The sequence below is a fragment of the Lentzea sp. NPDC051208 genome (assembly GCF_040682435.1).
Classification (GTDB): domain Bacteria; phylum Actinomycetota; class Actinomycetes; order Mycobacteriales; family Pseudonocardiaceae; genus Lentzea; species Lentzea kristufekii.
Genome location: NZ_JBFBAW010000005.1, coordinates 22,679 through 47,314, shown reverse-complemented (window position 1 = coordinate 47,314; position 24,636 = coordinate 22,679). Strand labels below are relative to the sequence as shown.

Sequence of the window (24,636 nt, the reverse complement as noted above, 5' to 3'; positions counted from 1 at the left end):
GGCCGGCGAGGAGACGAATGCCCTGCGGAGCAGGGCGAGGTGCGGCGATCAGCAGCCAAGGCTGACTCGCTGCGCTCGTGTGACACCTTTGCCGCACGTTCACCACCGGTACCGTGCGAACCATGTCGTTTGGCCCCGTCAAGCGGGCGTTCAAATACCGCTTCTACCCAACAGCATCGCAGGCTGCGGAGCTGTCGCGCACGTTCGGGTGTGTCCGCAAGGTGTACAACTTGGCGTTGCAGGCGCGTACGGAAGCGTGGACGCTGCGTCGGCAGCGGGTCAGCTACAACGCCACATCGGCCATGCTGACCGAGTGGAAGAAGACCAGGGATCTGGCGTTCCTGGCCGAGGTGTCCTGCGTGCCACTGCAGCAGACGCTGCGACACCTCCAGACCGCGTTCACCAGCTTCTGGGGCGGACGCACCCGTTATCCCAGGTTCAAGTCGCGCAAGAAGTCCCGCGCGTCGGCGGAGTACACCTGCTCGGCGTTCCGGTTCCGTGACGGCGTGGTGACGCTGGCGAAGATGACCGAGCCGCTCGACATCGTGTGGTCTCGGCCGCTGCCCGAGGGAGCGGCGCCTTCCAGGGTGACCGTGTCGCGGGACGCGGCCGGGCGATGGTTCGTGTCTTTGCTGTGCGAGGACCCCGGGGTGACGGCGCTTCCCACCGTTGGCTCGGCGGTGGGCATCGACGCTGGTCTCGACGACCTGCTGACCCTGTCGACCGGGGAGAAGATCTCCAATCCGCGACACGAACGCTGCGAACGAAAACGTCTGGCCAAGGCCCAGCGAGCCCTGTGCCGCAAGCAGAAGGGCAGCAGAAACCGGGACAAGGCCCGCGTCGAGGTCGCCCGCATCCATGCCAGGATCTCCGACCGGCGGCAGGACTACCTGCACAAGATCACCACTCGGCTCGTGCGCGAAAACCAAACGCTCGTGATCGAGGACCTGACCGTGTCCAACATGGTCAGAAACCGGAGGCTCGCCCGCGCCATCAGCGACGCGGGCTGGCGGCAGTTCCGGACCATGCTCGAATACAAAACAGCCTGGTACGGACGGGAAGTGATCATTGTTGATCGCTGGTTCCCGTCGTCCAGGCTGCGCTCGGCCTGCGGCGAACTCGCGGCGGCGATGCCGCTGTCGGTGCGCACGTGGACCTGCGTCTGCGGTGCAGCCCATGATCGGGACGTGAACGCGGCACGCAACATTCTGACCGCCGGGCTGGCGGAGTCGGTCTGTGGAGCCGACGTAAGACCTCAACGGAATACTCCGGGCGGGCAGTCGGTGACGAAGCAGAAAACCCTGCGGCGCGAGCCGTAGGACCTCCTCGTTCACGAGGAAGAGGAAGCCAAGTGACGACCCTGCCACATTCACTGGCAGCTGTACTGCACAACGCACTAGAGTACAGCTACCAGTACACACCGGAGGTCGACGATGCCCGCCGAGCGGTTGCTCCCCACGCAAGAGGCCGAGGACCTGATCGCGCTGGTCAAGGAGATCGCGCGGGACGAACTGAAGCCCCACGCCGCGGACGCCGAGGAGAACGAGAAGTTCCCCCGCGACGCGTTCCGCCTGCTGGGCAGGTCAGGCCTCCTGGGCCTGCCGTACCCCGAGGAGTTCGGCGGCGGCGAGCAGCCCTACGAGGTGTACCTGCAGGCCCTCGAAGAGGTCGCCTCCGCGTGGATGACGGTCGCCGTGGGCCTCTCCGTGCACGTCATGTCGTGCTACGGCCTAGCCACCTTCGGCACTCGCGAACAGCAGGACCGCTGGCTCCCCGAGATGCTCGAGGGTGAACTGCTCGGCGGCTACGCCCTGTCCGAGGTCCAGGCGGGCTCCGACCCGGCGGCCATGTCGACCAGGGCGGTCCGCAAGGGCTCCGAGTACGTCGTGAACGGCACCAAGGCGTGGATCACCCACGCCGGCGCCGCCGACTTCTACACCCTGATGGCCCGCACGTCCCCCGACGCGGGCCGAGGCATCTCCTGCTTCCTGGCCCCCGGCGAGACCCAGGGCCTCACCGCAGCCACCCCGGAACGCAAGATGGGCCTCACCGGCTCCATCACCGCGCAACTGCAGTTCGACGACGTCCGCTTCGGCACCGACCGCCTGATCGGCGAAGAGGGCGACGGCCTCAAGATCGCACTGTCCGCTTTGGACTCGGGCCGGCTCGGCATCGCCGCCTGCGCAGTGGGCTTGGCCCAAGCCGCCCTGGACGAAGCAGTCGCCTACGCCAAGACCCGAACCCAGTTCGGCCGCCCGATCATCGAGTTCCAGGGCCTCGAATTCCTGCTGGCGGACATGGCAGCGGCCGTCGAATCGGCCCGGGCCACCTACATCTCGGCAGCCCGCCGCCGCGACAAGGGCCTCCCCTTCCGCCAGCAGGCGTCGATCGCCAAGCTCATCGCCACGGACGCGGCGATGAAGGTGACGACCGACGCCGTCCAGGTGCTGGGCGGCGCCGGCTACACCCGCGACTTCCCGGTGGAGCGCTACATGCGCGAGGCCAAGGTCCTGCAGATCTTCGAGGGCACCAACCAGATCCAGCGCCTGGTGATCGGCCGAGGCCTCCGCTAGACGCGCTCGCGGTAGAAGGGGTCGGCCACGACCCCTTCACCAGCGGCCTCGTCCCACGTGTAGACCTCACGCCCCTGCACGAACACGTGCAAAGCCCGGCTCATCACGTCAAGCGGATCCCCGGACCAGACGACAACATCACCGTCAAGCCCGGGCTTCAACGCACCGACCCGGTCGTCCAGCCCCATGATCCGCGCCGGGTTGGTAGTGATCGACTGCAGCGCGACATCACTGTCCAACCCTTCCTTCACCGCCAAAGTGGCCTGGTGCACCAGGAAGTGAATGGGCACAACGGGATGGTCGGTCGTGATCGCCAGCTCCACCCCGGCCCGAGCCAAGATCCCAGGATTGCGCAGCCCACGATTCCGCAACTCCACTTTGGACCGGCTGGTGAACAACGGCCCGATGATCACCGGGATCCCCTTGTCAGCAATGACATCCGCGATCAGATGCCCCTCAGTCCCATGGTTGAGGATCAGCCGATACCCGAACTCCTCCGACAACCGAATAGCCGTAGCGATGTCGTCGGCCCGATGAGCGTGCTGGCACCAGCCCAACTCACCGGAGAGCACCTTCCCCAGCACCTCAAGGGTGGTGTTGCGGTCAAAGGGCTTCCCGTCGGCCTCGGCCTCGGCCTTCTTGGCGAGGTAGTCCTGAGCCTTGGTCAACTCATCGCGAATGACCGCCGCAACCCCTTGCCGAGTAGACGGCAACTTCCCCTTCTCGCCGTACACCCGCTTGGGGTTCTCACCAAGCGCACTCTTGACGCTGACAGGCTCCTTGACGAGCATCTCGTCAACAGTCCGCCCCCAGCACTTCACCGCAACGGTCTGCCCACCGATGGGGTTACCGGACCCGGGCTTGATCACCGCAGTGGTGACCCCACCACTGAGCGCGTCGGCAAACCCGAGGTCAGCAGGGTTGATCGCGTCAAGCGCCCGCATCCGAGCCCCAACGGGATCGGTCATCTCGTTGGTGTCCTGCCCGGCCCACCCCTCGGCCTCCTCATGGACACCGATGTGCGCATGAGCCTCGACGAACCCGGGCAAAACCCAGGCCCCGTCAGCGTCAACAACCTGAACCCCGTCAGGGATGTCGACGTCAGCACCCACAGCAACGATCTTGCCGCCCTGGATGAGAACAGTGCCGCCTTCAAAGGGCTCGCCGTCGACGGGAACGACGTAACCACCGGTGATCGCGATGTCCATGGTTAGCAACGCTAACGGTTAGCCGGACAGTCGGCCACCCCTAGCCAAGCGATGCCGAAGGCGAGCCGTCCTCACCAAGCGGGCAGGCGCAACCCTCTGAGCAACCGGCGCACTCAGCCCAACGGCCGAATCCCCCACCGAGCCCCCCAAGACTCCCCAGGAGAAACCCAGATCAAATCCACCCCGGAATTCAAAGCATCCGGCGGACAGGTCATGGGCTCGACAGCCACAGCCCGCCCCCGCCCAGGATAAGAATCAGGCGTGTAAACCTGAACCCACCGAAACGCAGGATCGGCCCACACCTCGACCCCACCGCTCTCGGCGACCAACGTGTGGTGGACCAGCCCGTCCACTCCAGGCTCACACCCCCCAAAGGGCGTGTCCAACCGAACACCTTCCAACGAGCGCCCACCACGGAAGTCGAACTCGGTCCCCTCCACCGGCACAGCCGGCCCAGAGGGCACCATCCGCTCGGCATCCAACGGCAGCACCGTCGTAGCGGCCAGCGTCAAAGTGCACGAATCGGTAGAAGCGTTCCCAGCCCGCGGATACGGATGCATGCCGACACCGAACGGCGTAGCCAGATCCCCGACGTTGGTGACCCCATGCGTGATGGTGAGCCCACGATCATCCAGCGCGTAAGACACAGTGACGTCCAAAGCAGCAGGCCACCCGGCCTGAGGCTCGATCACGGCCCGCAAGGACACCAACGACCCGGTGTGCTCCAGAACAGCCCACGGACGCCGTCGCAGCAGCCCGTGAACCGCGTTCCCGCGAGCAGGCTCGGTGACCTCCAGCTGCTGCCGAACCCCGTCCAGCACCCAGGAGGCACCGGCGGTCCGGTTCGGCCAGGGCACCAGCACGGCCCCGGCGCTCATCGGCGGTTTCTCGTCAGCACCGAACGTCTCCACGTACGGCACGCCGTCCACCTCGAAAGACCGCAGCCCCGCGCCTACAGTCGTGATCACGGCGGTGGCACCCTCGTACGAGATCCCCAACATGAGGCTGAAGCCTACGGGGCCAGCGGAAGGATTTGCCCATGAAGGTTCATCACCTCAACTGCGCCACGTTCCGGCCTCCCCTGGTCGCGGGCGGGCTCGTGGCCCACTGCCTGCTGATCGAGACCGACCAGGGCCTGGTCCTGGTCGACACCGGCTTCGGCACCAACGAGGTGACCAACCCGAAGGCGACGATCGACCCCCTGAGCCGCAAGCTGCTCAACCCGGCGCTCGACATCACCGAGACGGCGATCAGCCACGTCGAGAAGCGCGGTTACACGGCGGACGACGTGCGCCACATCCTGCTCACCCACCTCGACCTCGACCACGCGGGCGGGCTGCGCGACTTCCCCAAGGCCACCGTGCACGTGCTGGACACCGAACTGGAGGCCGCGACCAACGCTCGTGGCACCAAGGAGCGGGCGCGGTACCCGAAGGCGCAGCGGGACGGCGTCAAGTTCGAGACGCACAAAGCCGAGGGCGGGGACTGGTTCGGCTTCCAGGCCGTGCAGAACATCGCCGGCCTGCCGGAAGAGGTGCTGATGGTGCCGTTGATCGGCCACACCCGCGGCCACACCGGCATCGCGGTGAAGTCGGACGACGGCTGGCTGCTGCACGCCGGCGACGCGTACTTCTACCGCGGCGAGGTCGAGACGCCGCCCAGCAACATCTTCGCGCTCAAGCTCACCGCCAGGCAGACCGAGACGATCCGCGAGCAGCGTTTGTCCAATGTGGAACGCCTCAGGGAGCTCAAGGCGAGCGGCGAGGCCGAGGTGTTCTGCGCCCACGACCCGGTCGAGCTGGCACGGCTGGCATGACGTTCATCCAGCGCATCCGCCTCGACCAGGTGCACGACACGCACCGCTACCCGTTCACGCTCCCGGTCGTCCAGCACCTGATCAAACAGCCGCTGGAGCTCACGGCGCCCATCACGTTCCTGACGGGCGACAACGGCGCGGGCAAGTCCACGCTGGTCGAGGCTATCGCGGTGGCGGCGGGGTTCAACGCCGAGGGCGGCACCCAGTCGTTCAACTTCGCGACCAAGGCGACGGAGTCGTCACTCGGCGACTACCTGATCCTCACCAGGGGCACGAGGAAACCCAGGACCGGGTTCTTCCTGCGCGCCGAGTCGTTCTACAACGTCGCCACCGAGATCGACCGGATCGGTGGGGGGATCCACGCGTCGTACGGCGGGAAGTCGTTGCACGAGCGGTCGCACGGCGAGAGCTTCATCGACCTGATGAACCACAGGTTCGGCAGCAGGGGCCTCTACATCCTCGACGAACCAGAGGCCGCGCTCTCGGTCAAAGGCTGCCTGACGGTCCTGAGGCGCATGCACGAACTCGTGGAAGAAGGTTCGCAGTTCATCATCGCCACGCACTCGCCGATCCTGCTCGCGGCACCGAACGCCACGATCCTCGAGATCACCGACACGATCGACGAAGTCTCCTACGACGCAGCGGAACCGGTCCGGCTCACCCGCAACTTCCTGGGCGAACCGGACCGGTTCCTGAAGCACCTGCTCGACTAGCTACTTCCTGAGGTTCTCCGGGTGGATCTCCACCTTGCCGTGCAGCACGCGGTTGATGCCCCAGAGCACCAGACCGGCGAGCAGCAGGTAGCCCGCGATCAGGTAGTCGCCCGCCGGACGACCGGACGTCCACGGGATGGCGAGGTACGCGCACGTGATCGCGCCGAGCACCGGCGCCCACGTGGGCGCACGGAAGTGCTTGTGCTCGGACGGTTCCTTGCGCAGCACGAGGCACGCGACGTTGACGATGGTGAAGACGATCAGCAGCAGCAACGACGTCGTGCCGCCGAGCTTGCCGATGTCGGCGGTGGACACCAGGATCACCGCGACGCCCGTCGTGAAGACGATCGAGATCCACGGCGTGCGGCGGAACGGGTGCACGACACCGAAGAACTTCGGGATGATCTTCTCGTTCGCCATGCCGTACAACAACCGCGACGCCATCAGCATGTTGATCAGGGCCGAGTTGATGACGGCGAGCAGACCGATCAACGCGAAGATCCACAGCGGGAAGCCCGGCGCACCAACGGTGACGACCTTCAGCAACGCGCCGCTGCTCGCCTTCGCGAGCTCGTCGGACGGGATCAGCAGCGACGACGTGATCGCGACGAGCACGTAGATCAGGGCCGCGATGCCCATGCCCCACAGCATCGCGCGGGGGAAGATCTTGACCGGGTTGCGGCACTCCTCGGCCATGTTCACCGAGTCCTCGAAGCCGACCATCGCGAAGAACGCGAGTGCCGTGGCCGAGGTGACCGCGAGCATCACGTTGCTGCCGGACGGGACGTTGATCTCGGTGAGCCTGCCGGGGTCACCGTCGCCGTTGACGACCGCCCACGCGCCGATGAGGATGATGATCACCAGGCCGGACAGCTCGATGCAGGTCAGCACCACGTTGGTCTTGACCGACTCGGACACGCCGCGGAAGTTGATCAGAGCGAGGCCGGCGATGAAGACGATCGCGATACCGGTGATGACCAGCGACTCCGGGCTCAGCGCGACGTCGAAGAACTCGATGAGCAACTGCCGCAGGTACGTGCGGCCGAAGGCGAGCGCGGCCGACGAGGCCGACGTGATGCCGGAGCACATGACCGCGAACGCGACCATGAACGTCAGGAAGTGGATCTTGAACGCTCTGTTCGTGTACAGCGCGGCGCCGGCGGCCTTGGGGAACTTGCCGACGAGCTCCAGATAGCTGAACGCGGTCAGGAACGCCACCACGAACGCGAGCAGGAAGGGCAGCCAGAGCGCACCGCCGATCTTGCCCGCCACGTTGCCGGTGAGAGCGTAGATGCCGGTACCGAGGATGTCGCCGACGACGAAGAACAGCAGCAGCTTCGGGCCGATTGCCCGATGTAGCTCTGGTTGCTCCGTTTGTGGAGTCGCTTCAGCCATGCCCGAAGATTCTGCCCGTGTCGCCTGGCCACCAGCACGAACGGACGCCTACCTCACCCGTTTGATGTAACAATTGCCCGATGAGACTCGCGGCGACCGCGATCATCGCCGTCGTGGCGCTGACCGCCTGCTCCTCCTCCGAACCCGCGAGCGTCGACCAGTCCCAGCACCGCGACGTGAAGAGCCTCGTGACCGCGGTGACCAAGACCGTCGGTGAGAAGGGTTCCTACCGCTTCTCCATCACGCCACCACCCACCGGTGGCGGCGTGCGGGCACCGTCGAGCGGCAGCGTGCGGCTGGGCGGCGAGGTCCCCAGCATGGACGCGACCACCACGCGTCCCGTGCAGACCGGCGGCGAGGCGGTCGAACTCCGGCTCGTCTCGACCACGAAGGACGCCGCGTTCGTGAAGCTGCCCGCCACCGTTTTCGGCCTGCCCGCCGACAAGCCGTGGGTGAGGCTGGACCGCAAGGTCGACGACGACTTCACGACGACGCTGCTCGGCTTCCACGACGTCGTCTACCAGCAGGCCGTCTTCACCACGTACCACCTGCCGGTGATGCAGGCCGGTGGCACTCTCCGGCTGACCGCGCAGGTCGGCGGCAACACCCGGTACTCGATCGCCGTCGACTACCAGAAGGCGTACGACAACCTCACCGACGAGGGCCTCAAAGCCGAGGTCAAGCTCGCGCTGGACCAGAAGGTCGCCGGTTCGACCGGTGAGATCGAGCTGGACGGCAACGGCCTGCCGATCCGCATCACCTTCTACACCGAGTTCCAGGGCGCGCAGATCGTCGACGAGGCCCGCTTCTCGGACTGGGGCTCCGATGTGAAGATCACCGAGCCGAACCCGGCCGAGGTCAGCTCGCGGAACTGAAGCGGTAGCGCCAGATCGCCGGCAGCAACGCCACCATCGCAACGGACGCCACGACGACCAGCAGGCCGCCGACCGACACCGCCGCGGCCGTGCCGAACGCCGCGCCACCCGTGCCGTGCAACAGGTCCGCGATGCGCGGCCCGCCCGCCACGACGACGATGAAGACGCCCTGCATCCGTCCGCGCATCTCGTCCGTCGCGGCGGACTGCAGGATCGCGCCGCGGAACGCCATCGACACCATGTCCGCCGCGCCCGCGAGCGCCAGGAACGCCGCCGCGACCCACAGTGAACCGGCGAGACCGAAGCCCATGATCGCGAGACCCCAGCCCACGACGGCCAGCGTCAGCGCGACGCCGTGCCTGCTGACGTTGGAGATCCAGCCGGACGTGAGACCGCAGATCACCGCGCCGACCGGAATCGCCGCGAACAGCACGCCCAGCGCGAACCCGCCGCCGGGCGGATCGCCGAACGTGTGCTGGGCCATCTCCGGGAACAGCGCCCGCGGCATGCCGAACACCATCGCGATGATGTCCAGCACCATGCTCGCCATCAGCACCTTCTGCGCCCACAGGTAGGTGAACCCGGCCAGCACGTCCTTGAGGCCGGCCCGCCGGATCACCCCGTCGAGCGGGGGCATGGAGGGCAGCTTCCACACCGCGTAGACCGTGGCGGTGAGCGCGATCGCGTCCACCAGGTACAACGTGGACAGCCCGACGACCGGCATGAACGCACCCGCGAGCAACGGCCCGAGCACCGCGCCGAACTGCATGACCGTCGAGCCGAGCGCACCGGCGGAAGGCAGCAGCTCCGCGGGCACGAGCCTGGCGATGGAAGCCTGCCGCGCCGGAGCGTTGGCCGCGAAGAAGACCTGCTGCAGACCCAGCAAGGCGATCACCAGCCACACCGAGCCGACGTTCATCGCCGCCTGCGCCCACAGCAGCACCGACGAGACCGCGATGCCGGTGTTCGTGACGAGCAGCAGCTTGCGGCGGTCGACCGTGTCCGCGACGGCGCCGCCCCACAGCCCGAACACGAGCAAGGGCACGAGCGCCACACCGGCGGCGATGCCGACCCACGCGGACGAGCCGGTGAGGTCGTAGACCTGCTTGGGCACGGCAACGGCGGTGAGCTGGGAGCCCACCGCCGTCACGATCGTGGAGAGCCACAGCCGGCGATACGCGACGATCTTCAACGGTCGCGTGTCGATCACGAACGTCGAGCGCGCGCTTCTCCCCACAGTGGCCACTTGGTTAGCCTATGACAACTAACAAGCCCTCCACGTGGAGGTGTCACCAACCCCACTCGTCAAAGGCGGACGGGGTACACCGGCTCCGGCACCTTCGGGCTGATCCGGCCCTCGACGAAGATCCCGTGCCAGATCATGAAGCAGAGCACGCTCCACAGCTGCCGGCTGCGGTCGAACTGCTCGGACTTGTGCTCGGCGAGCAGGTCCATGACCGCGTTCTTGTCGAGCAGGTGCCCGGTCTGCGAGTCGTTGATGATCCCGCGCGCCCAGTCGTACATCTCGGCCCGCAGCCAGTGCCGGATCGGCACCGGGAACCCGAGCTTGGGCCGGTTGAGCACGTGCGCCGGAATGATCTTCGCCAACGCCTTGCGCAGCGCGTACTTGGTCGTGCCCTCGGTGAGCTTCTGGTCGAGCGGCACCTCGGCCGCGACCCGGAACACCTCGGGGTCGAGGAACGGCACGCGCAGCTCGATGGAGTTCGCCATGGTCACCTTGTCGGCCTTGACGAGGATGTCGCCGCGCAACCACGTGAAGAGGTCGATGTGCTGCATCCGCGCGACCGGGTCCCAGGCCTCGGACTCGCGGTACCAGGGCGCCGTGACGTCCTGGAACCCAACGCCCTCCACATAACCCGGGAACACAGCACGCACCTGCGCGTCACTGAAGTTGCGAGCGTTCCCGTAGTACCGCTCCTCGAGCTTGAGCGCTCCGCGCCGAAGCAGGTCCTTCCCGCGCACACCCTCCGGAATGGACTTCGAGACCGCACCCATCAGCTTGCGCACGCCGCCCGGCACCTTCTCGAAGGGCGACAACGACAACGGCTCGTGGTAGATCACGTACCCGCCGAACAGCTCGTCCGCACCCTCACCGGACAACACAGCCTTGACGTACTTACGCGCTTCCTTAGCGATGAAGTACAACGGCACCAGCGCCGGGTCCGCCACCGGGTCGTCGAGGTACCAGATGATGAGCGGAAGCTCTTCCATCATCTCTTCGGCAGACACGGTCCTCACGACGTGCCGCACCCCGATGGCCGCCGCGGTCTCCGCGGCAACATCGACCTCCGAGTACCCCTGGCGATCAAAACCGCTGGTGAACGCGATGAGATTGGGGTTGTGCTGCTTGGCGAGCGTAGCCGTGGCCGTGGAGTCGATACCGCCGGACAGAAACGCACCGACCGTGACGTCCGGGTCGGAAATCATGTGCTTGGCCACCGAGTCACGCATGACGTCGGCAATGCGCTCGTACAGCGCCTCAGCCTCATGCGCTCCGTTCACGGGCCGCGGCGAGAACACGGGCTTGAAGTACCGGTTGAACAGCACCTGCCCACCCGGCGACACCTTGAACGACGTCCCGGACTCGACCCGCCGAATCGCCTTGTGCAGCGACTCGGGCTCAGGCACGTACTGAAGCACCAGGTAGTGCTGCAACGCCGTCTGATCCAGCTCCTGGCTGATCCCAAGAACGCCGGTGAGCTGCAACAAGCTCTTCTTCTCTGACGAGAACCCAACCCCACCGGGCCCAGCGGCCCAGTACAACGGCTTGATCCCGAACGGATCCCGGGCGCCGAAGACGACCCGCTCCTCGGCATCCCAGATCATGAACGCGAACATGCCGCGCAACATCTTGACCCAGTCGGCACCGAGGTAGTGGTAACCAGCGACGATGGCCTCACCGTCACCGTTCGTCTTGAAGTTCGCACCGAACTTCCGCATGAGCTCCGCCCGGAGCTCCTTGTAGTTGTAGATCTCGCCGTTGAAGTTCAGCGTGTACCGGGTCGGGTTCTCCGGCGGCCCCCACACCAGCGGCTGGTGCGAGTGCTCCAGGTCGATGAAACTCAGCCGGTTGAACCCGTAAACGACCTCGGCATCAGCCCAGGTGTCCTGCTCGTCAGGCCCGCGGTGCCGCTGGCAGCGCAGTGCTGCGGCCACAGAGGCGCGCGCGGAGACCGCGGTGGCTTCAGTGGAACAGATGAGTCCGAGCACTCCGCACACGTGAAATCGCACCTCGTAGTTCGCTGTTGCTGAAATCCCAGTATGCCGAAGCGAACTTCGGGCATCCCCGCCGCCCGAAGGACGCCTGAGTCACCGGTCAGGTTCAGCCCTCAGGGAAAGCACGCAACCCAAGCTCGCCGCCCGCAAGGTGACCACCCACAACAGCCGCGACCCTCGACACAACCGAACAGCAAAAGGGGCGCCTCCCGCCCACAGGAGACACCCCATCCGCAAAAGCCCTAGACCGAACTACGGAGCAACCCGCTCCAGGCTCCACCCGTCCCGGCCATCCCGGAACCGAAGCCGATCATGCATCCGATCCCGCCGCCCCTGCCAGAACTCGACCTCCTCAGGCCGAATCCGCCACCCACCCCAATGCGGCGGCACAGGAATCTTCTCGGTGTCAGCGAACTGCCGCTCGATCTTGTGCAGAGCGGACTCCAAAGTAGACCGCCCGCCGACAACCCGCGACTGAGGCGAGGCCCAAGCCCCGATCTGCGACCCGCGAGGCCGGGAGTTCCAGTACTCGGCGGTCTCCACCGGCCCGACCTTCTCCACAACCCCGCGTACGTGAGCCTGCCGCTGCATCGCGAACCACGGGAACGTGGCGGACGCGTACCGGGTGGCCATCAGATCGTGGGACTTGTTCGAGGTGTAGTTGGTGAAGAACACCAACCCGCGAGCGTCCAAGCCCTTCGCCAGCACGGTCCGCGACGAGGGCCGGCCCTTGACGTCGGTAGTCGCGAGCACCATCGCGTTCGGCTCCGGAAGCCCGGCGTTGGTCGCTTCGTCGAGCCACAGCTGGAGCTGTTCGTGCCAGGTGGCGGCAAGCTCCGACTCGCTGAGCGAGCCCTGCTCGTAGGACACGCGCATCGCCGGTAGTGCGATGTTCGTGGTCTCCGTCATCGGCGAACCTCCAAGCGGCGGCAGAACTCGTGGTCCCTGGACCCGCGACCATACGGAAACAGGCCCGATCACGAAACCGCCTGCGCGGTGATGACCCCCACCTGAACGGTGACTGTCCGTAGAAAGAACAGTTCTGGATCGAATTCGTGATCGAGTCAGATGGCGTCGAGCACACGTGTGACGGTGACCACGTCTTCACCCAGTGCGGTGGCAAGGGTTCCGCCTGCTGCCAACGGAACGACGCTCCACCACTCACCACCGTCGGAAGCACGCGCCGAAGAGTCGAGCACCACCTCGGTACCGACGACCCTCTTGCCCGCCAGCCCCGCCGGCGACGAGTCGACCGCCTCGTCCCCGACCACCAGCTGCTGGTGCAACAACGGCTTGCCGCAACGGGTTGCGCGCAGCAACGAGGACAACGTGCCCGGCTTCTCCCCCGCACGCCCCAGCACGAGAACCTCACGCGTTCGCAACTCAGCGTGACCGTCCAATTCGGCCTCCACCACGGAAGTGTGGTTCGCGCGGCTCGTCACGACGGTCGGTTCTGGCAGGTAGCGAACAGTCCCCTCGACCAGGAACCGCACCGAGGACGAAGACTCCTCACCGGACGCACCGGGCAACAACAGCGTCGCCGCAACACCTCGAAGCTCAAGTGAGGCTCCAGGACCGACTTCGACGGTCAAGGACAACGAATCGCCGCCCAGGGGTGCCGTCACCGAGGAAACCAGGTGCACCAACGCAACCGGGCCCACGCGCCGATGCGGCACCAATGTCAACGGTGTCATCGACCGCAGGACCCGCACGACGCTGTTGCCGTGCGAGTCCAAGGCCACGACCAGCCGAGCCGACGCCTTCACCGCACACCCTTCACAGCTGGGCCAGCACCCACTTCGCCACCTCGGGCGCATCGGGCGTCTCAACCAGCGACTGGGCGATGACGGGCAGCTCGCCGCGCATCCGGTGGGCGTCGGAGAGCATCACGTCCATGTCCGCGCCGACGAACGGTGCCAGGTCGGTCTTGTTGATGACGAGCAGGTCCGCGGTCGTGACCCCGGGACCGCCCTTGCGCGGCACCTTGTCCCCGCCGGCGACGTCCACGACGAAGATCTGCCGGTCGACGAGCCCGCGCGAGAACACCGCCGTGAGGTTGTCCCCGCCGCTCTCGATGATCACCAGGTCCAGCCCGGTGAACCGGTGTTCGAGCCGCTCGACCGCGTCCAGGTTGGCCGTGATGTCGTCGCGGATGGCCGTGTGCGGGCAGCATCCCGTCTGGACCGCCTCGATCCGCGCCGGGTCGAGCACCCCGGCCCGGCGCAGGAAGTCCGCGTCCTCGGTCGTGTAGATGTCGTTGGTGACGACCGCGAGCTCCAGCTGCGAGCCCAGCGCCCGGCACAACGCCGCGGTCAGGGCGGTCTTGCCGCTGCCGACCGGGCCGCCGATGCCGATCCGCGGCGCGACTCCGTGGTGGTGATCATGCGGGTCGGGCCCGTGGTTAGCTCCCAAAGAGACGCACCCCTTCACGTCGGACATGTGCCTCGGCCAAGAGATCCAAGGCAGGCGAACCCAGCGCGGGCAGTTCCTTGCACGCCCGCGAAGCAACGTCTTCCACAGCAAGCGACGCCACGAGCGCGTTGACCCCGAACGGATCCAGGCCGAGCAACCGGACAGCCGCCGACGCCGGTCCGCTCACGGCCAGATAAGCGCAGGTCAGAGCAGCTTCAAAGGCATCGTCGACCAGCACGCCGATCACCAGCGGCTGGTGCGGGTCGCGCGGCAACGCGTCGAGCCGCGCCGAAGGCCAGGCACGCCGGGCCGCGCGCAGCATCCCCCGTCCCTGCGCCCGCGAAGCCGAGCGCTGAGCGGGAGAGGGCGTGCGCGCGTCCAGTTCCGCGTCCAGCACGTCCAGGTCCTCACCACGGGCCGCCGCGGCCGCGAACCCGGCCGCCAGCAACCCGGCTCCCAGCAACCGGCCGTGCAGGAACGTGCGCAGCGACGGCTCGTCGTGCACGAGCCCGCGCGAGGCGGCCTCCTCCAGCCCACCGGAGTGCACGTGGCCACCGCCGGGGAAGCGGGAGTCGGCGAGGATCAGCGCGGTCAGCATCAGAACAGGAAGTACCGTTGGGCCATCGGCAGTTCCGCGACCGGCGACGGCACGACCAGGTCCCCGTCGACGTGCACGGCGAAGCTGTCCGGATCGACCCGGACGTCCGGCATCGCGTCGTTGTGGACCATGTCCGCCTTGGTCACCGCACGCGTCGAGGCCACCGGCAGCACCCGCCGCGCGTACCGGTCGCCGACACCGGCCTCGATCGCCGACGGCGCGACGAAGAACACCGACGAGGCCGCACCGGCCGTCGCACCGAACATCGGCCGCGCCCACACCGGCTGCGGCGTCGGGATCGAGGCGTTCGCGTCCCCCATCGCACCCCACGCGATGAACCCGCCCTTCAGCACCACCGAGGGCCGCACGCCGAAGAACTTGGGCTCCCACAGCACCAGGTCGGCCAGCTTGCCGGCCTCGACCGACCCGACCTCGTCGGCGATCCCGTGCGCGAGAGCGGGGTTGATCGTGTACTTCGCGACGTACCGCCGCGCCCGCAGGTTCGAGTCCATGGAACGACGCGACGACATCACGTGCGCGGTCTGCCAGGTCCGGATGATCACCTCGCCGACGCGGCCCATCGCCTGCGAGTCGGACGAGATCATCGAGATCGCGCCCAGGTCGTGCAGCAGGTCCTCGGCCGCGATCGTGGTCGGCCGGATCCGCGACTCGGCGAACGCCAGGTCCTCCGGCACGGACGGGTTGAGGTGGTGGCACACCATCAGCATGTCTAGGTGTTCTTCGAGCGTGTTGACGGTGTGCGGGCGCGTCGGGTTGGTCGACGACGGCAGCACGTTGGGCAGCGAGACCACGCGGATGATGTCCGGCGCGTGCCCGCCGCCGGCTCCCTCGGAGTGGTAAGCGTTGATCGACCGGCCGGCGATGGCGTCCACAGTGGACTCCAGGAAGCCGGCCTCGTTCAACGTGTCCGTGTGGATCGCGACCTGGACACCGGACTCGTCCGCGATGCGCAGGCAGGCGTCGATCGCGGCGGGCGTGGTGCCCCAGTCCTCGTGCAGCTTGAACCCGCCCGCGCCGCCGGCGAGCTGCTCGCGCAGTCCCTCCTCGGAGACCGTGTTCCCCTTGCCCAGCAACAGGACGTTGACCGGCATGTGGTCCATCGACGTCAGCATGCGGTCGAGGTACCAGGCTCCGGGCGTGACGGTCGTGGCCTTCGTGCCCTCCGCCGGACCGGTGCCGCCGCCGATCAGCGTCGTCAGCCCGGACGCCAGCGCCTCGTCGACGATCTGCGGGCAGATGAAGTGCACGTGGCAGTCGATGCCGCCCGCGGTGAGGACCTTCCCGTTGCCGGACAGGATCTCCGTGGACGGGCCGATCACCAGCGACGGGTGCACACCGTCCATCGTGTCCGGGTTGCCCGCCTTGCCGATCGCGACGATCCGCCCGTCCCGCACGCCGACGTCCGCCTTGACGACCCCCCAGTGGTCGAGGACCACCGCACCGGTGATGACCAGGTCGGGCGCACCCTCGGCGCGGGTCGCGACGCCCTGCCCCATCGACTCGCGGATCACCTTGCCGCCGCCGAAGATCACCTCGTCGCCGGAGGCAGCACCGCGGGAACGGTCCTCGGTGACCTCGATGAACAGGTCCGTGTCGGCGAGCCGGATCCGGTCACCGGCCGTCGGCCCGAGCAGTTCGGCATAACGCTCGCGGTCGATCATCGCTGCAACCCCCGGACGATCCTCAAGCCTGCCAGCGGAACCAGCGTGACCTCGCGTTCGACACCGGGCTCGAACCGCACGGCCGTCCCCGCCGGGATGTCGAGCCGGTAGCCGAACGCGGCCTCCCGGTCGAAGGACAGCCCCGTGTTGACCGAGGCGAAGTGGAAGTGCGACCCGACCTGGACGGGCCGGTCGGCGACGTTCACGACGACCATCGTCACGCGCGGCCGGCCGGGGTTCAGCTCGACGGGCTCGGAGCCGACGATGACCTCACCCGGCGCCGGACCGGCCGAGGGCGCGATCGGGTGGTGCACGGTGACGAGCTTCGTGCCGTCCGGGAACGTCGCCTCCGCCTGCACCGAGTCGATCATCTCCGGCACGCCGCGCATGACCTGTTCCGGCGCGAGCACGGTCCGCCCGCTCTCCATGAGCTCGCTGACCGCGCGGCCGTCCCGCGCACCCTCCAGCACGTGGTCGGTGATCAACGCGACCGCCTCGGGGTAGTTGAGCAGCACTCCGCGTTCGAGCCTCCGCCGCGCCACGTCGGCAGCGACGTGCACGAGGAGCTTGTCCCGTTCATGCGGCGTCAGATGCACTCCGCCGTTCTAACACGCGAAAGCGCGCTATCGCGGAGTGGAAACACGGCCGAAACACGACCGCGTGTCCACCGACCGGTTGACAGCCGGAGTCAGCGGTGCGGTCGTCCCTGGCAGGCCCCTCGGAAACGCAGGATTTGTCCCATGAACGCGATCCGAGTGAGGGGCCTTCGGAAGGCCTACAAGGGCCACCAGGCGGTGGCGGGGGTCGACCTCGACGTCGCCCGCGGCGAGGTGTTCGCCGTCCTCGGCCCGAACGGTGCGGGCAAGACCACGAGCGTCGAGATCCTGGAGGGGCACCGCGACCGGGACGCCGGCGAGGTCAGCGTGCTGGGCGCCGACCCGGCCAAGGCCGGTCGGGAGTGGCGCGCGAAGCTCGGCATCGTCCTGCAGAGCGCGACCGACGCCGCGAACCTCACGGTCCGCGAGGCCGTGCACCACTACGCCCGGTACTACGCGGACCCGCGTGACCCGGAGGAGGTCATCGACCTCGTCGGGCTCACCGAGAAGGCCAAGGCCCGCGGCGGCACGCTCTCCGGTGGCCAGCGGCGCCGCCTGGACGTGGCGCTCGGCATCATCGGCCGCCCGGAGCTGATGTTCCTGGACGAGCCGACCACCGGCTTCGACCCCGAGGCGCGCCGCCAGTTCTGGAGCCTGATCAAGCGGCTGGCCACCGAGGGCACCACGATCCTGCTGACCACGCACTACCTGGACGAGGCGGAGGCGCTCGCGGACCGCGTCGCGGTGCTCGCGGGCGGCCGGGTCGTCGCCGAGGGCACGCCGCAGACGCTCGGCGGCCGGGCGCACGCCGACGCGACCGTGCGCTGGCTGTCCGACCGGGGCCACCAGGAGATCCGCACCTCCGAGCCCACCAAGACGATCGCCGAGCTGTCGGGGCACGGCGAGCTCGCCGAACTCACCGTCACCCGCCCGTCGCTGGAAGACGTCTACCTGGAGCTGATCGCGTGACCACCGCAACGTTGCCCGGAACCCTGTCGCTCGGTCTCGCGAGGGGTGCGACCGAGCTGCGGGAGTTCTTCCGGCAGAAGGAAAACCTGATCTTCACGATCTCCTTGCCCGCGCTGCTGATGCTGCTGCTGGGCACCGTGTACGTGAAGGAGCCCGCCGCCGCGCAGATGTTCGCGGCCAGCATGATCGGCGCCGGCATCATCTCGACGTCGTTCGTCGGGCTCGGCATGAGCGTCGTGGCGGACCGCGAGGACGGCACCCTCAAGCGCCTGCGCGGCACGCCGATGCCGTTCACGTCCTACTTCATCGGCAAGATCATCCTGGTCTTCGTGTCCAGCCTCTTCGAGGCCGTGCTGCTGGTGACCGTGGGCGTCCTGCGGTTCGACGTCGAACTGCCGTCGAGCGCGGAGAAGTGGTTCACGTTCGCCTGGGTCTTCGTCCTCGGCGTCATCGCCTGCTCGCTGATCGGGGTCGCGCTGAGCTCGATCGCGAAGTCCACCCGCAGCGCCGCGGGCGTGCTGAACCTGCCGTACATCGTGCTGCAGTTCCTCAGCGGCGTGTTCATCATGCAGACGGCGCTGCCCGAGCCGCTGCGCACGGTGGGATCGCTCTTCCCGCTGAAGTGGGTGTGCCAGGGTTTCCGCTCGGTGTTCGCACTGAACGACGACTACGCGGTCATGGAGGCGGCGGGATCATGGGAGCTCGGCAAGATCGCGCTGGTGCTCGGGGCGTGGACGATCGTGGGCCTGGTTCTCGTCAGCAGGACTTTCAGGTGGAGCAACACCAGTCGCTGATCACCTGGTACGTGCTCTTCGCGATCACCCAGGCCACCTCGCTGGTGCTGATCCTGATCGACGACAACACCCTCGCCGACCGGCTGTCGGCGGCGGGGTTGTTGTGCCTGAACGGCGTGTGGTTCCTGCTCTTCGGCAGGAAGCTGGTCAAGCGCGGCGTCGACGACTGGCGCGGGCTCGTCTACGCGGCCGGCTCGCTCGCCACCTTCGCCCCGGCGGTGTGGTTCAGCGGCAACGCGACCTTCGCCCTGTTCGGCCTGGTCCCGCAGATCTACATGGTGCTGTCCGTCGGCCGGGCGTTCGTCCCGATGGTGTTGTTCGTGTTCACGCCGCAGATCCTGACCTGGCTCGCGGGTGCCGTCCCGGCACTGCCGTGGCCGGCCGCACTGCTGATCATCGGCTTCTCCCAGGCGTTCGGCTGGGCCATCGGCCGGATGTCCGACCAGAGCAGGCAGCGCGCCGAACTGCTCGACCGGATCGAGGCGCTCACCATCGAGGCCGAACGGGCCCGCTGGGCCGGCGAGATCCACGACACGCTCGCGCAGGGCTTCACGTCGATCATCACGCTGCTGCAGGGCGCGCAACCGAACGTCGACCTCGCGTTGCAGACGGCGCGGGAGAACCTGCGCGAGGCACGGGCGCTGGTGGCGTCCAACGCACCGTCGCCTTTGGACGGTTCCTCGCTGGAGGACGCGGTGCGGCGGCTGGTGTCCGGGGTGTCGCTGCCGTCGACGTTCCGGGTGATCGGGGACCCGGTGCCGCTCGCCACCTCGGTCGAGGTGGTGCTGCTGCGGACCGCGCAGGAGGCGCTGACCAACGTGGCACGCCACTCGGACGCGTCCCGCGTCGACGTGGTGATGCGGTTCGACGAGGACGGCACCTCGCTGGAGGTGCGCGACGACGGGCGCGGGTTCGGCGACGCTCCGGAAGGCTTCGGCCTGCGGGGCATGCGCGCACGGCTCGAACAGGTGGGTGGGACGCTCTCGCTGTCCTCGGACGAGGGAGCGTCAGTGCTGGTGGAGGTACCGCTGTGATCAGGATCCTGCTGGTGGACGACCACCCCGTGGTGCGTCAGGGCCTGAAGGGCATGCTCGTCGCGGACGACCTCGAGGTCGTCGGCGACGCCGGCTCCGGCCGGGAGGGCATCGAGAAGGCCGCGTCGCTGAAGCCGGACGTCGTGCTGATGGACCTGCGGATGCCCGAAATGGACGGTGTGGCCGCGACCGCGAAGATCGCCGGGACCGGGCCGCGTGTCCTGGTGCTCACCACGTACGAAACGGATTCGGACATTCTTCGCGCGGTTGAGGCCGGTGCGTCCGGGTACCTGCTGAAGGACTCGACGACTGAAGACCTCATCGCGGCCATCCGGGCGGCGGCGCGGGGTGAGACCGTGCTGGCGCCGTCGATGGTCGCGAAGGTCGTCGGGCAGGTCCGCACCCCGCCTCTGTCGGCGCGCGAGGCCGAGGTGCTGAAGTGGGTCGCCAAGGGGATGTCCAACGTCGAGATCGGCCGGACGCTGTTCATCTCGGAGGCGACCGTGAAGACGCATCTGCTGCGGGTGTTCAACAAGCTGGGCGTCTCGGACCGCACAGCGGCGGTCACCACAGCGATGGATCGAGGCATGTTGCAGTGACGCAGGACACCCGGTTGACACCTCCCGGCTACCCTCCTGCAACACTGTGAACTCCGGCAACGGCGCCGGTCAGGTCCCTGAAGCTCGTCAATCGCCCCGGAGGCGTGACCACATGACCCAGACCGCCGATCCGACCTCGTTGGTGCTTCCCGCCGAGCTCAAGCCGTCTGACGGCCGCTTCGGCTGTGGACCGTCCAAGGTGCGTCCCGAGGCCGTCGCGGCCCTCGCGTCCGAGGGTGCGGCACTGCTCGGCACGTCTCACCGGCAGAAGCCCGTCAAGAACCTCGTCGGCCGCGTCCGCTCCGGACTGCGCGAGTTGTTCCAGCTGCCGGACGGCTACGAGGTCGTGCTCGGCAACGGTGGCACCACGGCGTTCTGGGACGCGGCGTCGTTCGGACTGGTCCGCGAGACCGCGCAGCACTTCACCAACGGTGAGTTCTCCTCCAAGTTCGCGAAGGTCACGCAGACCGCGCCGTTCCTGAAGGACTCCCTGGTCACCAAGGCCGAGCCGGGCACCGCCCCCGAGCTCTTCTACGCCGAGGGCGCCGACCTGGTCGGCTGGGCGCAGAACGAGACCTCGACCGGTGTCGCGATGCCCGTGACCCGCATCGAGGGCTCCGGCGACGCGCTGATCGCGATCGACGCGACGTCCGGTGCCGGCGGTCTGCCGGTCAAGGCCGAGGACTTCGACGTCTACTACTTCGCACCGCAGAAGTCGTTCGCCTCGGACGGCGGCCTGTGGCTCGCGCTGATGTCGCCCGCCGCGCTCGCCCGCGTCGAGGAGCTCAAGGACCGCTGGGTCCCGGAGTTCCTGTCGCTGCCGACCGCGCTCGACAACTCGACCAAGGACCAGACGTACAACACGCCGTCGGTCGCCACGCTCTTCCTGCTGGCGCACCAGATCGACTGGATCAACGGCAACGGTGGCCTCGACTGGTCGGTCGCGCGCACGAAGGACAGCAGCGACCGCCTGTACTCGTGGGCCGAGAAGACCGCGTACACCACGCCGTACGTCGAGAAGGCCGCTGACCGCTCGCAGGTCGTCGGCACGATCAACTTCTCCGACGAGGTCGACGCCGCCGTCGTGGCGAAGGTGCTGCGCGCCAACGGCATCGTGGACGTCGAGCCGTACCGCAAGCTCGGCAAGAACCAGCTGCGCGTCGCGATGTTCCCGGCCATCGAGCCGAACGACGTCACGATCCTGACGCAGGCGATCGACTGGGTCGTCGGCCAGCTCTGAAGTTCTTGACGTAACAGCCTGGGGTGCACCGACTCGCTTGTCGGTGCACCCCAGGGCTTTTCAGGCAAGTGCTTCCGTGGGCGACTGACGGGCCGCCCGCACCGCGGGATAGACGCCGGCGATGGCGCCGATGAGGATCGCCGAACCCACTCCCCCGAGCAGGGCCGGCCACGGCAGTGCCGCCGGCCATTGCTGACTGATCGAATATCCGGCCGTGACCGCGATTCCCACGATCACGCCGACCAGTCCGCCAAGGCCGGACAGCAGCACCGACTCGGTCAGGAACTGCCACCGGATCTGCCGCCGGGTCGCCCCGAGCGCCCGCCGCAGACCGATCTCCCTCCGGCGTTCCAGCACCGAGATCACCATCGTGTTCGCCACGCCGACGCCACCCACCAACAACGCGACTCCGCCCAAACCCAGGAACAGCGCGTTGTAGGAACTTTCGGCCAGCTGCTGCGCTTCCAGCGCCTCAGACGGCCGCGACACCTTGACCTCGTTGGACTTCTGCGGGTTCAGCGTCGGCCCGAGCAGGTTGCGGACGTTGTCGACCTGGTCCGGGGACGTGCGCACGTAGACCGTGTTCGCGTTGCCCTCGAACCCGAACGCCTCCTTCGCCGCCTCCCAGCCGACCAGCGCGGACCTGTCGATCTCCGGGGAGAGCGGCAACGGCCCGAGGATGCCGACGACGGTGAACCACTGCCCGTCGATCCACACCTGCACGCCGGGCTCGTCCACCCCCAGGCGTGACGCCGCGGTGGCCCCGAGCACCAGCGACTTCTCGCCCGGCGACAGCCACCGGCCCTTGCGGACCTCGGCGCCCAGCACCTTCAGCAGGTCCTTCTCCGCCGCCTGCACCTGCAGCCCGAGCGTGTCGCTCGCGGGCACGAGGTCGTTCTTGCGGATGCTCGCGGAGAGCTTGCCGGTGGCGCTGGCCGCCGACACCGCACCGATCCGCTTGGCCATCGGCACCGCCGTCTCCGGCAGCTTCGCGTCCTGGCCGAAGAAGTCCTGGCCGGGTGCGGCGGTCAGGAGGTTGGTGCCCAGCTTGGACATCTTCGCCTGGAGTGCCGCCGCGCTGGAGGCCGGGATGCCGACGACCGCGACCACGGCGGCGATGCCGATCGCGATGCCCAGGGCGGACAGCACGGCGCGGATCGGGCGGGTCCGCATGCCGAAGAAGCCGAGGCGCAGCAGGTCGATCACACGATCACCCCGTCGCGGACCTCGACGCGGCGCGGTGCCCAGGCCGCGATGTCCCGGTCGTGCGTGATCAGCACGATCGTCGTGCCGTCGGAGTTGAGGCTCTCCAGCAACTCCAGCACCCCGGCACCGTTCTGCGTGTCCAGGTTCCCGGTCGGCTCGTCGGCCAGCAGGATCCCCGGGGTGTTCACCACGGCCCGCGCGATCGCGACCCGCTGGCGTTCACCACCGGACAGCTCGTGCGGCTTGTGCAAAGCGCGGTGGATCAGTCCGACTCTGTCCAAAGCGGACATCGCCATGGAGCGCCTCTTCGACCGCGGCACGCCGGCGTAGACGAGGCCGGAGGCCACGTTCTCGATCGCGGACAGTCCGTCGGTGAGGAAGAACTGCTGGAACACGAACCCGATCGTGCGCGCCCGCAACGCTGACAAGGCGTTGTCCGACAAGGTGGAGACGTCGTTGCCGTCGATCTCGACCTTGCCCGCCGTCGGCTTGTCGAGCGTGCCCATCAGGTGCAGCAGCGTCGACTTCCCCGAGCCGGACGGTCCCACGATCGCGAGCATCTCCCCGCCCCCGACGGTCAGGGAGACGTCGCGCAACGCCTGCACACCACCGGGATACGTCCGGCTCGCGTGGTCGACGGTGATCACTCGGTGGTCACCACCCTCATGCCCTCGCGCAGGCCCTCTCCCTGCACCTCGACCTGGCCCTTGGCGAAGATGCCGACGGTGACCGGGATGGTCTTGCCGTCGTCGGTGACGACGCCGTAGCCGCCCTCGTTCAACGCGAGGAGTGCGCCGATCGGGACCGCGAGCACGTTCTGCTTCTTCGACACGGTGAACAGCGCCGTGACGTTGGCGGTGTCGAGGCCTTCGGCCGCTTTGGGGTCGTCGACGGAGATCGTCAGCACGATCTTCGACTTCTGGCCCTGGTTCGGGTCGCCCGCGGTGCGGGTGATGCCGGTGATCGTGCCGGTGGTGGGCTTGCCGCCGGTGATCGACAGCTCGACCTTCTCGCCCTGCTTGGCGAGGCGTTGCTTGGACTGCTCGAGTTCGACGGTCACCGCGCGTTCGGTGCCGGTGACCTTCATGAAGTCGCCGCCGGCGGGTGCGCCGAGCTGAGCGGTCAGGGACGAGACGCGGATCGCTCCGGGCTGGACTACCACGTCACCGGCGCCGAGCTTCCCGTTCTGCTCCAGGCCGTTGGCCTTCTGCCACTTCTTCAGCGCGGAGGCCGTGTACGAGGTGAACTTCTCGTCGGGGGCGCCGAAGTCGGAGAACCCGAGTGCGGCGAGGTTCTCCTCCACCACCTTGACGTCGGGTCCGTTCGACATGCCCGCTTCGAGATCGCGGTAGAGCGGCATCGTTCCGTAGAACAGCGGCACCGGCTTGGCGTCCGACCAGAACACCGGTTTGCCCTGGTCGATGACATCGCCCTGCTTCGGCAGCCCGGTGATGGTGCCACCTTTGCGGCTGGCCAGTGCCCGTTCCGCGCCGAAGCCGAGCTGGCCGGTCACCGACTGCTGGTCGGCCAGGTTCGTCGTCTTGACCTCGGTGGTCTTCGACGGGTCGTTCTGCAACGGCGTGGCGTTGGCCTGGTTGGACGCGACTCTCGTGAGCACCACGACCCCACCGGTGCCGAGCACCACCGCGGCGACGAGCGCGGCGATGAGGATCTTCCTGTTCACCTGGC

The 24,636-nt window shown here is 67.8% G+C and carries 24 protein-coding genes; 10 read left to right on the top strand and 14 right to left on the bottom strand.

Annotated elements, in window-relative coordinates:
* Positions 1–122: 122 nt before the first annotated feature.
* Together AB0M48_RS13035 and AB0M48_RS13030 are read left to right on the top strand one after the other, a co-directional pair.
* Positions 123–1,319: an RNA-guided endonuclease TnpB family protein gene (locus AB0M48_RS13035; protein ID WP_363840114.1), complete on the top strand. Its 1,197-nt coding sequence runs from the start codon at positions 123–125 to the stop codon at positions 1,317–1,319.
* Positions 1,320–1,433: 114 nt separating this feature from the next.
* Positions 1,434–2,573 (top strand): acyl-CoA dehydrogenase family protein, encoded by a 1,140-nt coding sequence (locus AB0M48_RS13030; RefSeq protein ID WP_363840111.1) that lies wholly within the window; start codon positions 1,434–1,436, stop codon positions 2,571–2,573.
* On the opposite strand, the gene AB0M48_RS13025 is transcribed toward AB0M48_RS13030, so the two are convergent.
* On the bottom strand, positions 2,570–3,781 hold the full coding sequence (locus tag AB0M48_RS13025) for an amidohydrolase (RefSeq protein ID WP_363840108.1): 1,212 nt from the start codon (positions 3,779–3,781) through the stop codon (positions 2,570–2,572). The genes AB0M48_RS13030 and AB0M48_RS13025 overlap by 4 nt on opposite strands.
* A 113-nt stretch (positions 3,782–3,894) precedes the next feature.
* Positions 3,895–4,782: an aldose 1-epimerase family protein gene (locus tag AB0M48_RS13020; RefSeq protein ID WP_363840105.1), complete on the bottom strand. Its 888-nt coding sequence runs from the start codon at positions 4,780–4,782 to the stop codon at positions 3,895–3,897.
* A 38-nt stretch (positions 4,783–4,820) separates the two neighbouring features.
* On the opposite strand from AB0M48_RS13020, the gene AB0M48_RS13015 reads away from it, so the two are divergent.
* A complete protein-coding gene (locus tag AB0M48_RS13015; RefSeq protein WP_363840102.1) occupies positions 4,821–5,597 on the top strand; it encodes an MBL fold metallo-hydrolase in 777 nt (258 codons plus the stop codon).
* On the top strand, positions 5,594–6,310 hold the full coding sequence (locus AB0M48_RS13010) for an AAA family ATPase (protein ID WP_363840099.1): 717 nt from the start codon (positions 5,594–5,596) through the stop codon (positions 6,308–6,310). Before AB0M48_RS13015 ends, AB0M48_RS13010 begins: the two co-directional genes overlap by 4 nt.
* Here the strand turns inward: AB0M48_RS13010 and AB0M48_RS13005 are convergent, their stop codons facing one another.
* Positions 6,311–7,705: an APC family permease gene (locus AB0M48_RS13005; RefSeq protein ID WP_363840096.1), complete on the bottom strand. Its 1,395-nt coding sequence runs from the start codon at positions 7,703–7,705 to the stop codon at positions 6,311–6,313. It lies immediately after the preceding gene.
* An 80-nt stretch (positions 7,706–7,785) separates the two neighbouring features.
* Between AB0M48_RS13005 and AB0M48_RS13000 the strand changes: the two genes are divergently transcribed.
* Positions 7,786–8,580: a hypothetical protein gene (locus tag AB0M48_RS13000; protein ID WP_363840093.1), complete on the top strand. Its 795-nt coding sequence runs from the start codon at positions 7,786–7,788 to the stop codon at positions 8,578–8,580.
* Here AB0M48_RS13000 and AB0M48_RS12995 read toward each other — a convergent pair.
* The 8 genes from AB0M48_RS12995 to AB0M48_RS12960 all read right to left on the bottom strand — a co-directional run bounded on the left by AB0M48_RS12995 (position 8,564) and on the right by AB0M48_RS12960 (position 17,105).
* A complete protein-coding gene (locus AB0M48_RS12995) occupies positions 8,564–9,826 on the bottom strand; it encodes an MFS transporter (RefSeq protein WP_363840090.1) in 1,263 nt (420 codons plus the stop codon). The two genes, AB0M48_RS13000 and AB0M48_RS12995, sit on opposite strands and share 17 nt — an antisense overlap.
* Positions 9,827–9,885: 59 nt before the next feature.
* The gene (gene asnB / locus AB0M48_RS12990; RefSeq protein WP_363840087.1) at positions 9,886–11,820 is read right to left on the bottom strand and encodes an asparagine synthase (glutamine-hydrolyzing); all 1,935 of its coding nucleotides are present in this window, start codon (positions 11,818–11,820) and stop codon (positions 9,886–9,888) included.
* A 249-nt stretch (positions 11,821–12,069) separates the two neighbouring features.
* Positions 12,070–12,726: a pyridoxamine 5'-phosphate oxidase gene (pdxH, locus tag AB0M48_RS12985; RefSeq protein ID WP_090065406.1), complete on the bottom strand. Its 657-nt coding sequence runs from the start codon at positions 12,724–12,726 to the stop codon at positions 12,070–12,072.
* 155 nt (positions 12,727–12,881) lie between these two features.
* Complete coding sequence (locus tag AB0M48_RS12980; protein ID WP_363840083.1) at positions 12,882–13,583, bottom strand: urease accessory protein UreD; 702 nt, start codon at positions 13,581–13,583, stop codon at positions 12,882–12,884.
* Positions 13,584–13,593: 10 nt separating this feature from the next.
* Positions 13,594–14,229: an urease accessory protein UreG gene (gene ureG, locus AB0M48_RS12975; protein WP_363840080.1), complete on the bottom strand. Its 636-nt coding sequence runs from the start codon at positions 14,227–14,229 to the stop codon at positions 13,594–13,596.
* Positions 14,219–14,830, bottom strand: coding sequence for an urease accessory UreF family protein (locus AB0M48_RS12970; RefSeq protein WP_363841291.1), 612 nt, complete (start codon positions 14,828–14,830; stop codon positions 14,219–14,221). The genes ureG and AB0M48_RS12970 overlap by 11 nt, the downstream gene beginning before the upstream one ends.
* The gene (locus tag AB0M48_RS12965; RefSeq protein WP_363840077.1) at positions 14,827–16,509 is read right to left on the bottom strand and encodes an urease subunit alpha; all 1,683 of its coding nucleotides are present in this window, start codon (positions 16,507–16,509) and stop codon (positions 14,827–14,829) included. Before AB0M48_RS12965 ends, AB0M48_RS12970 begins: the two co-directional genes overlap by 4 nt.
* The gene (locus AB0M48_RS12960) at positions 16,506–17,105 is read right to left on the bottom strand and encodes an urease subunit gamma (RefSeq protein ID WP_363840074.1); all 600 of its coding nucleotides are present in this window, start codon (positions 17,103–17,105) and stop codon (positions 16,506–16,508) included. Before AB0M48_RS12960 ends, AB0M48_RS12965 begins: the two co-directional genes overlap by 4 nt.
* Before the next feature lie 144 nt (positions 17,106–17,249).
* Here AB0M48_RS12960 and AB0M48_RS12955 point away from each other — a divergent pair, with 144 nt between their 5' ends.
* The 5 genes from AB0M48_RS12955 (at position 17,250) to serC (ending at position 21,741) form a co-directional block, all read left to right on the top strand.
* Entirely contained in the window at positions 17,250–18,074 is an 825-nt protein-coding gene (locus AB0M48_RS12955) for an ABC transporter ATP-binding protein (RefSeq protein ID WP_363840071.1), read from the top strand.
* Positions 18,071–18,868 (top strand): ABC transporter permease, encoded by a 798-nt coding sequence (locus AB0M48_RS12950; protein ID WP_363840068.1) that lies wholly within the window; start codon positions 18,071–18,073, stop codon positions 18,866–18,868. Before AB0M48_RS12955 ends, AB0M48_RS12950 begins: the two co-directional genes overlap by 4 nt.
* Positions 18,847–19,902 carry a sensor histidine kinase gene (locus AB0M48_RS12945; RefSeq protein WP_363840065.1) on the top strand — a complete coding sequence of 352 codons (1,056 nt, stop codon included), beginning with the start codon at positions 18,847–18,849 and terminating at the stop codon, positions 19,900–19,902. Before AB0M48_RS12950 ends, AB0M48_RS12945 begins: the two co-directional genes overlap by 22 nt.
* A complete protein-coding gene (locus tag AB0M48_RS12940; RefSeq protein WP_363840062.1) occupies positions 19,899–20,501 on the top strand; it encodes a response regulator transcription factor in 603 nt (200 codons plus the stop codon). The genes AB0M48_RS12945 and AB0M48_RS12940 overlap by 4 nt, the downstream gene beginning before the upstream one ends.
* 112 nt (positions 20,502–20,613) lie before the next feature.
* Positions 20,614–21,741, top strand: coding sequence for a phosphoserine transaminase (serC, locus tag AB0M48_RS12935; protein WP_363840059.1), 1,128 nt, complete (start codon positions 20,614–20,616; stop codon positions 21,739–21,741).
* Positions 21,742–21,801: 60 nt separating this feature from the next.
* Here serC and AB0M48_RS12930 read toward each other — a convergent pair whose 3' ends face one another.
* From AB0M48_RS12930 to AB0M48_RS12920, 3 genes are read right to left on the bottom strand one after another with little or no spacing between them, the layout of a single operon-like run.
* Positions 21,802–22,914 (bottom strand): ABC transporter permease, encoded by a 1,113-nt coding sequence (locus AB0M48_RS12930; RefSeq protein WP_363841288.1) that lies wholly within the window; start codon positions 22,912–22,914, stop codon positions 21,802–21,804.
* A gap of 29 nt (positions 22,915–22,943) precedes the next feature.
* Positions 22,944–23,594 (bottom strand): ABC transporter ATP-binding protein, encoded by a 651-nt coding sequence (locus tag AB0M48_RS12925; protein WP_363840056.1) that lies wholly within the window; start codon positions 23,592–23,594, stop codon positions 22,944–22,946.
* Positions 23,591–24,631: a peptidoglycan-binding domain-containing protein gene (locus tag AB0M48_RS12920; RefSeq protein WP_363840053.1), complete on the bottom strand. Its 1,041-nt coding sequence runs from the start codon at positions 24,629–24,631 to the stop codon at positions 23,591–23,593. The genes AB0M48_RS12925 and AB0M48_RS12920 overlap by 4 nt, the downstream gene beginning before the upstream one ends.
* Positions 24,632–24,636: the final 5 nt, after the last annotated feature.

Excerpts from the sequence above, each read along its gene's own strand:
- AB0M48_RS13015 (WP_363840102.1), top strand. The coding sequence starts at position 4,821 with ATGAAGGTTCATCACCTCAACTGCGCCACGTTCCGGCCTCCCCTGGTC.
- pdxH (WP_090065406.1), bottom strand. The coding sequence starts at position 12,726 with ATGACGGAGACCACGAACATCGCACTACCGGCGATGCGCGTGTCCTAC.
- AB0M48_RS12930 (WP_363841288.1), bottom strand. The coding sequence starts at position 22,914 with ATGCGGACCCGCCCGATCCGCGCCGTGCTGTCCGCCCTGGGCATCGCG.
- AB0M48_RS13035 (WP_363840114.1), top strand. The coding sequence starts at position 123 with ATGTCGTTTGGCCCCGTCAAGCGGGCGTTCAAATACCGCTTCTACCCA.
- AB0M48_RS12965 (WP_363840077.1), bottom strand. The coding sequence starts at position 16,509 with ATGATCGACCGCGAGCGTTATGCCGAACTGCTCGGGCCGACGGCCGGT.
- AB0M48_RS13005 (WP_363840096.1), bottom strand. The coding sequence starts at position 7,705 with ATGGCTGAAGCGACTCCACAAACGGAGCAACCAGAGCTACATCGGGCA.
- AB0M48_RS13010 (WP_363840099.1), top strand. The coding sequence starts at position 5,594 with ATGACGTTCATCCAGCGCATCCGCCTCGACCAGGTGCACGACACGCAC.
- AB0M48_RS13025 (WP_363840108.1), bottom strand. The coding sequence starts at position 3,781 with ATGGACATCGCGATCACCGGTGGTTACGTCGTTCCCGTCGACGGCGAG.
- AB0M48_RS12955 (WP_363840071.1), top strand. The coding sequence starts at position 17,250 with ATGAACGCGATCCGAGTGAGGGGCCTTCGGAAGGCCTACAAGGGCCAC.
- serC (WP_363840059.1), top strand. The coding sequence starts at position 20,614 with ATGACCCAGACCGCCGATCCGACCTCGTTGGTGCTTCCCGCCGAGCTC.
- AB0M48_RS13030 (WP_363840111.1), top strand. The coding sequence starts at position 1,434 with ATGCCCGCCGAGCGGTTGCTCCCCACGCAAGAGGCCGAGGACCTGATC.
- AB0M48_RS13020 (WP_363840105.1), bottom strand. The coding sequence starts at position 4,782 with ATGTTGGGGATCTCGTACGAGGGTGCCACCGCCGTGATCACGACTGTA.
- AB0M48_RS13000 (WP_363840093.1), top strand. The coding sequence starts at position 7,786 with ATGAGACTCGCGGCGACCGCGATCATCGCCGTCGTGGCGCTGACCGCC.